General features: G+C 65.8%; 8 protein-coding genes. 7 read left to right on the top strand and 1 reads right to left on the bottom strand.

The window, feature by feature from the left end:
- The 5 genes from pstC to phoB all read left to right on the top strand — a co-directional run.
- A partial coding sequence (pstC, locus tag DU475_RS22290; RefSeq protein ID WP_164633351.1) for a phosphate ABC transporter permease subunit PstC occupies positions 1 to 694 on the top strand: 694 nt, incomplete at its 5' end.
- Positions 695 to 1,558, top strand: a complete 864-nt coding sequence (gene pstA, locus DU475_RS22285; RefSeq protein WP_142884117.1) for a phosphate ABC transporter permease PstA — start codon at positions 695 to 697, stop codon at positions 1,556 to 1,558.
- Entirely contained in the window at positions 1,555 to 2,379 is an 825-nt protein-coding gene (gene pstB / locus DU475_RS22280) for a phosphate ABC transporter ATP-binding protein PstB (RefSeq protein ID WP_013504598.1), read from the top strand. Before pstA ends, pstB begins: the two co-directional genes overlap by 4 nt.
- 23 nt (positions 2,380 to 2,402) lie before the next feature.
- Complete coding sequence (gene phoU / locus DU475_RS22275; protein ID WP_013504597.1) at positions 2,403 to 3,119, top strand: phosphate signaling complex protein PhoU; 717 nt, start codon at positions 2,403 to 2,405, stop codon at positions 3,117 to 3,119.
- Positions 3,120 to 3,192: 73 nt separating this feature from the next.
- Positions 3,193 to 3,906: a phosphate regulon transcriptional regulator PhoB gene (gene phoB / locus DU475_RS22270; RefSeq protein WP_013504596.1), complete on the top strand. Its 714-nt coding sequence runs from the start codon at positions 3,193 to 3,195 to the stop codon at positions 3,904 to 3,906.
- A 351-nt stretch (positions 3,907 to 4,257) separates the two neighbouring features.
- Here phoB and DU475_RS22265 read toward each other — a convergent pair whose 3' ends face one another.
- Positions 4,258 to 4,767 (bottom strand): GcrA family cell cycle regulator, encoded by a 510-nt coding sequence (locus DU475_RS22265; RefSeq protein ID WP_013504595.1) that lies wholly within the window; start codon positions 4,765 to 4,767, stop codon positions 4,258 to 4,260.
- Between the two features lie 477 nt (positions 4,768 to 5,244).
- Here DU475_RS22265 and DU475_RS22260 point away from each other — a divergent pair, with 477 nt between their 5' ends.
- Complete coding sequence (locus DU475_RS22260; protein ID WP_164633350.1) at positions 5,245 to 6,456, top strand: aspartate aminotransferase family protein; 1,212 nt, start codon at positions 5,245 to 5,247, stop codon at positions 6,454 to 6,456.
- A complete protein-coding gene (gene argF, locus DU475_RS22255) occupies positions 6,456 to 7,391 on the top strand; it encodes an ornithine carbamoyltransferase (RefSeq protein WP_013504593.1) in 936 nt (311 codons plus the stop codon). The genes DU475_RS22260 and argF overlap by 1 nt, the downstream gene beginning before the upstream one ends.
- The last annotated feature ends 230 nt before the right edge of the window (positions 7,392 to 7,621 follow it).

Here is a 7,621-nt window from a genome sequence, read left to right as displayed (position 1 = left end):
GATGATCGCCATCCCGGTCGGTCTCGGCATCGCGATCTTCCTCACCGAGCTGTGCCCGATGTGGCTGCGCCGCCCGATCGGCCTCGCCATCGAACTGCTGGCCGGCATTCCGTCGATCATCTACGGCATGTGGGGCTTCTTCGTGCTCGGGCCGTTCCTGGCCAATCATTTCCAGCCGGCGATGATCGCGCTGTTCGAGGGCGTGCCGGTGCTCGGCGACATCTTCGCGGGACCGCCGTCCTATCTCAGCCTGTTCAACGCCTCGCTGATCCTGGCCATCATGGTGTTGCCGTTCATCACCGCGATCTCGGTCGACGTGTTCAAGACCGTGCCGCCGGTGCTGAAAGAGGCCGCCTACGGCGTCGGCTGCACCACCTGGGAAGTCGTGCGCAGCGTCGTGATCCCCTACACCCGGGTCGGCGTGATCGGCGGCATCATGCTGGCGCTCGGCCGCGCGCTCGGCGAGACCATGGCGGTCACCTTCATTATCGGAAACTCGTTCAGGATCACCGGATCGATCTTCTCGCCCGGCACCACGATCTCGGCGGCGATCGCCTCGGAATTCGCCGAAAGCGACGGTTTGCATCAGTCCGGCCTGATCCTGCTCGGCCTGCTGCTGTTCATCCTCACTTTCATGGTGCTGGCTGCGGCGCGGCTGTTGCTGATGCGTCTCGAAATGAAGGCGGGAAAGTAAATGTCCCTCAACGCGCACAACAATCCGATCTATGTCCGCCGGCATCGCAGCGACGTGGTCGTCAAGGTGCTGTGCTCCATCGCCGCCGTGTTCGGCGTCACCTGGCTGGCGCTGATCCTGTTCACGCTGTTCTGGAATGGCCTCGCCGGTCTCGATCTCGGCGTGTTCACCAAGAGCACGCCGCCTCCCGGGTCGACCGACGGCGGCCTGCTCAACGCCATCGTCGGCTCCGTGATCATGACGGTGCTCGGCGTGGGCATCGGTGCGCCGCTCGGCCTGTTCGCCGGCACCTACCTGGCCGAATACGGCAAGTACGACAAGCTGACCTCGGTGATCCGTTTCATCAACGACATCCTGCTCAGCGCGCCGTCGATCATCATCGGCTTGTTCATCTACGGCGCGGTGGTGGTGACGATGGGGCGATTCTCCGCGCTCGCCGGTGCGCTGGCGCTCGCGGTGATCGTGATTCCGGTGGTGGTGCGTACCACCGAGGACATGCTGCTGCTGGTTCCGAGTTCGCTTCGCGAAGCGGCGTCCGCGCTCGGGCTGCCGCGCTCGCTGGTGATCCGCCGGATCGCCTATCGGGCCGCGCGCGCCGGTCTGATCACCGGCATTCTGCTCGCCACCGCGCGCGTCGCCGGTGAAACCGCGCCGCTGCTGTTCACCGCGCTCAGCAACCAGTTCTTCAGCCTGGACCTCAGCCGCACGATGGCCAACCTGCCGGTGACCATCAACAACTTCGTGCAGAGCCCCTACGACTACTGGAAGCAGCTCGCCTGGACCGGCGCGCTGCTGATCACCCTGACCGTTCTCGCCCTCAACATCGGCGCGCGTATCATCGGCGCGGAGAGGACCCCGAAATGACCGAGATCTCGATCGCGACCAATGTTCCCTCAGCGGCGATGCCGCCGATCGGCGCCCAGCCGGACGGTCCGCCCAAGATGACCGTGCGGGATCTGAATTTCTACTACGGCCAGAACCACGCGCTGAAGCACATCAATCTCGCGCTCGCCGCCAACCGGGTCACCGCCTTCATCGGCCCGTCGGGTTGCGGCAAGTCGACGTTGCTGCGGATCTTCAACCGGATGTACGATCTGTATCCGGGCCAGCGGGCCGACGGCCAGGTGCTGCTCGACAACACCAACATCCTCGACCCCAAGCTCGATCTCAATCTGCTGCGCGCCCGGGTCGGCATGGTGTTCCAGAAGCCGACGCCGTTCCCGATGACGATCTACGACAACATCGCGTTCGGCGTCCGTCTGTACGAGAAGATCTCCAAGTCGGAGATGGACGGCCGGGTCGAGAAGGCGCTGCGCGGCGCCGCGCTGTGGAACGAGGTCAAGGACAAGCTCAGCGCCTCCGGCCTCAGCCTGTCGGGCGGTCAGCAGCAGCGGCTGTGCATCGCCCGGACCATCGCGGTGCGGCCCGAAGTGATCCTGTTCGACGAGCCGTGCTCGGCGCTCGACCCGATCTCGACCGCCAAGATCGAGGAACTGATCGACGAGCTCAAGGAGCAGTACACGATCGCGATCGTCACTCACAACATGCAGCAGGCGGCCCGCGTGTCGGAATCGACCGCCTTCATGTATCTCGGGGAACTGATCGAGTTCGGGCCGACCAACAAGATCTTCACCTCGCCGAACGATCGGCGCACCCAGGATTACATCACCGGCCGGTTCGGCTGACGCCGCGGGCGAGGAGAACGGACATGGGATTCGAGCACACCACCAAGGCGTTCGACGGCGATTTGCAGGAGTTGACGCGGTTGGTCGCCGAAATGGGCGGCCTCGCCGAACGCCAGATCGTCGACTCGGTCGACGCGTTGATTAGGCGCGACGTCGCGCTGGCCTCGCGCGTGGTTGCGGCCGATGCCGAGATCGACCAGATGCAGCGCAGCATCGAAGAGCGCGCGGTGCTCACGATCGCCCGGCGGCAGCCGATGGCGATCGACCTGCGCGAGATCGTCGGGGCGATGCGGGTCGCGACCGATCTGGAGCGGATCGGCGATCTGTCGAAGAACATCGCCAAGCGCGTCAATGCCATCGACAGCGACTTTCATCCGCTGAAGCTGATCCGCGGACTGGAGCACATGACCGATCTGGTGCAGTCGCAGGTCAAGGCGGTGCTCGACGCCTACACGGCCCACGATCTGCCGGCCGCGATGGTGGTGTGGAACGGTGACGAGGAAGTCGACGCGATCTGCACCTCGCTGTTCCGCGAGCTGCTCACCTACATGATGGAAGATCCGCGCAACATCTCGTTCTGCATCCATCTGATGTTCTGCGCCAAGAACATCGAGCGGATCGGCGATCACGCCACCAACATTGCTGAGACGGTATTCTACATGATCGAGGGGCAGCAGATCATGGACAAGCGCCCCAAGGGCGACACGACGACCTTCGCGAACGCGACGCCGGGCAACTGACGTCGATCCCGCCGCCGGCTCCCGGGCCGCCGGCGGTGCACGAACCGGGACGAGGACTAAGACGAGGACGACGATGGCTGCGCGCATTCTGGTGGTCGAAGACGAGGAAGCGCTGACGACGCTGCTGCGATACAATCTGGAATCCGAAGGTTACGAGGTCGAGGCGGTGGCGCGGGGCGACGACGCCGACACTCGGATGAAAGAGCGAATTCCCGATCTGGTGGTGCTGGACTGGATGCTGCCGGGCCTGTCCGGCATCGAGCTGTGTCGCCGGCTGCGGGCCCGCCCGGAAACCAAGCAACTGCCGATCATCATGCTGACGGCGCGCGGCGAAGAAAGCGAACGCGTCCGCGGGCTCGCGACCGGTGCCGACGACTACATCGTCAAGCCGTTCTCGGTGCCGGAACTGTTGGCGCGGGTGAAGGGTTTGCTGCGCCGGGCGGCGCCGGAGCGGCTCGCCACCGTGCTGGCCTACGGCGATCTCGAACTCGACCGCGACAAGCGCCGGGTGGCGCGTTCCGGCCGGCCGATCGATCTCGGACCGACCGAATATCGGCTGCTCGAGTTCTTCCTCGAACATCCCGGCCGGGTATTCAGCCGCGAGCAACTGCTCGACGGCGTGTGGGGCCGCGACATCTACATCGACGAGCGCACTGTCGACGTCCACATCGGGCGCCTGCGCAAGCTGCTGAATATCGGCCGCGAACAGGATCCGATCCGCACCGTCCGCGGCGCCGGCTACGCCCTCGACGACCGCTTCGCCAAGGTGGAAGGCAGCCCATCGTAGTTGTTAGCAGGTTTGCGACGGAGGGTGGGTAAGGCGAAGCTTGCCCACCAAATCCCTCGTTTCAAACAGCGCTGACCGCGAACGTGATCTTGTGACCCGTGGGCACGACGCTACGCGCCCTTGCCGACCCGACCGCTTTTGCGATCGTTCAGCCGCGGCCTCAGCCCAACATCGCAGCATCACCCTCCGCGAAAGCGGAGGATCCAGTCTTGCAGTGAGTTGGGTGGGAAGTAACGGACGCTCTGGCATACTGGGGCGCCCGCTTTTGCGAGCGATCACAGTTTGGCAGGGTGTCGCGGCCCTGCGCTGCGCGAGCGCGGTTCGCCGCGGCGTTGGGCCGGCGGCGTCAGTCTAGCGGGTGGTCTTCGGCGCTTGGCGGCGGCGGTCGCCGACCGGCTGATAGGCGATGCGCGAGTGATGCGCGCAGTACGGCAGACCCGGCAGTGACTTGCCGCCGCAGAAGAAGAATTCGGGGCTCGACGGATCGCCGACCGGCCAGTGGCAGGTGGCTTCGTTGAGTTCCAGCAGCGACAGCCGCTGGTTCATTGGTACCACGTTGTCGAACGCGATCGGATCGGGCTCGGCCTCGACCTCGAAGGCGTGCGCCAAAGCGGTGTTGCCGCGCGCGACCGGGCGCGTGACCCTCATCATCTGCTGCACAGGGCGGGCCTTGCGCTGCCGCGGCGCCGCCGAGGTCGGGCTCTTGGCCCGGCCCGACAGGCCGAGGCGGTGGACCTTGCCGATCACGGCATTGCGGGTGACGTTACCCAGCTCAGCGGCAATTTGACTCGCCGACAGCCCGCCCTCCCACAATTTCTTCAACTGCTCGACGCGCTCGTCGGTCCAGGTCAATGCCGTCATAGTTCTATCCCTTCCTGCCAGCGGGCGCCGAGACTGGGGCGCGGAACCGCGGCTGTGAGGTCGTCAAAATCTCTGCTGTCAGAATCCCTTAGCGCTCGCCGGACGACCCCTGCCGCCCCGGCGTTACGCCTCGTTCGAGAACACGAAATGGATTACAAACCGCGCACGAGATGTCGTACCCGACAGGCAAAAGGCTACAATATGCCGTGACTCGGGCGCAAGAGTCCGACCCGGTGCGTCCACACCTTCTCCTGTGAGTGAGTCCGCGAAGCCACAACAAACAGCAGCGCTGATGCTTTCCGGCAGCACTTCGTCGAAGCTCCGTGTTGACAGTGAGTTCGACGCTTCTAGAATAATCCCACGTGCCGCCTGGAAAGGCGGCACGTTTCGTTTCCGGGGTACGTTGTCCCAGACTGCGTTCGTGTCATGCGCGTGACGCGTCCGGCCGGCGGCCCGTTTTTTCCGATCGGATCGGCCATGTCTCAGAGCGCTGCAACGTCCCATCTCCTCCCGGTTTTCGCCAGAGCGGATGTCGCGTTCGAGCGCGGCGAAGGTGTCTGGCTGCACGGGACCGACGGTGAGCGCTACCTGGATTTCACCAGCGGCGTCGCGGTCAACGCGCTCGGTCATTGCCATCCGCATCTGGTCGAAGCCTTGCAGCAGCAGGCGACCAGGCTGTGGCACATGTCCAACCTGTTCAAGAGCCCGGACGGCGAACGGCTGGCGGCGCGGCTGTGCGAGCAGAGCTTTGCCGACATGGTGTTCTTCTGCAATTCGGGCGCCGAGGCGGTGGAGTGCGCGCTGAAGATGGCGCGGCACTATCACTTCTCCAACGGCGCGCCCGAGCGCACCCGGGTGATTACTTTCGAAGGCGCGTTCCACGGCCGCACCCTCGGCACCCTCGCCGCCACCGGCGCAGCCAAGTACCTGGAGGGTTATGGCCCCCCGCTCGAAGGCTTCGATCAGCTCCCGCTCGGCGATCTCGACGCGGTGAAGGCTGCGATCGGCCCGCACACCGCGGCGATCCTGATCGAGCCGTTGCAGGGCGAGGGCGGCGTGCGCTCGCCCGAGCCGTCGTTCTTCCGCGCCTTGCGCGAGCTGTGCGACGCCCATGGCCTGCTGCTGATTTTCGACGAGGTGCAGACCGGGATGGGCCGCACCGGCGAGCTGTTCGCTCACGATCGGTTCGGCGTCGCGCCCGATATCATGGCGCTGGCGAAAGCGCTCGGCGGCGGCTTTCCGATCGGCGCCTGCCTGTCGACCGCGGAAGCCGCCAGGGGCATGGCGCCGGGCGCGCACGGCTCGACCTTCGGCGGCAATCCGCTGGCGGTCGCCGTCGCCAATGCGGTGCTCGACGTGATGCTGCAGCCGGGCTTCTTCGACGACGTCAAACGATCCTCGCTGCTGCTGAAGCAGAAGCTCGCCGGAGTGGTCGACCGCCATCCGCAAGTCCTCAGCGAGGTGCGCGGCGAGGGGCTGCTGCTCGGCCTCAAGGCGGTGGTGCCGTCGCCGGAGCTGATCGCGGCGCTGCGGGCCGAAAAACTGCTCACCGTCGGGGCCGGCGACAACGTGGTGCGGCTGCTGCCGCCGCTGATCGTCAGCGAGGCCGAGATCGACGAGGCGATCGGGCGGCTGGAGCGCGCCTGCGTCGTGCTTGCCGGTCAAGCGGCGCAGAAGGAGGCGGTGTGATGAGCAGCGCCATCAAGACGCCGCGGCACTTTCTCGACCTCACCGAGCTGCCGACCTCTGAGCTGCGCAGCATGCTGGCCGCCGCCGTCGCCATGAAGGCGAAGCGCAAGGCCAATGCCGAAGCCGACAAGCCGCTCGCCGGCAAGACCCTGGCGATGATCTTCGACAAGCCGTCGACCCGCACCCGGGTGTCGTTCGACGTCGGCATGCGCCAGCTCGGCGGCGAGTCGATCATGCTCACCGGTCAGGAGATGCAGCTCGGCCGCGGCGAGACCATCGCCGACACCGCGCGGGTGCTGTCGCGCTTCGTCGACATCATCATGATCCGCATCCTCAATCACGAGGCGCTGCTGGAGCTCGCCGCCAACGCCACCGTGCCGGTGATCAACGGCCTGACCCGCAAGTCGCATCCGTGCCAGGTGATGGCCGACGTGATGACGTTCGAGGAGCATCGCGGCCCGATCAAGGGCCGCACCATCGCCTGGACCGGCGACGACAACAACGTGCTGGCGTCGTTCGCGCATGCCGCGGCGTGCTTCGACTTCAAGCTCAACGTCGCCACCCCTCCGCAGCTCGCGCCCAACAAGGCGCTGCGCGACTGGATCAAGGCCAGCGGCGCCGCGATCACCATCGGCACCGATCCGGAGCAGGCCGTGCGCGGAGCCGACTGCGTCGTCACCGACACCTGGGTGTCGATGGGCGACAAGGACGGCGAGCATCGCCACAATTTGCTCAAGCCGTATCAGGTCAACGCCAAGCTGATGTCGCTCGCCCACAAGGACGCGATCTTCATGCACTGCCTGCCGGCGCATCGCGGCGAGGAGGTCACCGACGAGGTGATCGACGGCCCGCAATCGGTGGTGTTCGACGAAGCCGAAAACCGCCTGCATGCGCAGAAGGGCATCCTGGCCTGGTGCCTCGGCGCTGTGGCGTAGTTACTCCTCCATTTTGAGCGGAGCACTCGCGGTCCCCCTCCCCCTTGCGGGGAGGGTCGGCCGAGCGAAGCGGAGGCCGGGGTGGGGGTACCCCGAGCACTGAGCGTGTGGCTACCCCCGCCCGACCGGCCTTACGGCAAAGCCGATGCAAAGCATCGGCGTGTCTTTCTTAAGACGGCGGCCGGAGGCCGCCTTTGCACCCTCCCCGCAAGGGGGAGGGGGATTAAAGC

Source organism: Rhodopseudomonas sp. WA056, assembly GCF_010906995.1.
Lineage (GTDB): Bacteria > Pseudomonadota > Alphaproteobacteria > Rhizobiales > Xanthobacteraceae > Rhodopseudomonas > Rhodopseudomonas palustris_G.
Note: the sequence above shows the minus strand (reverse complement) of the source record. Positions and strands in the feature narration are given on the sequence as shown.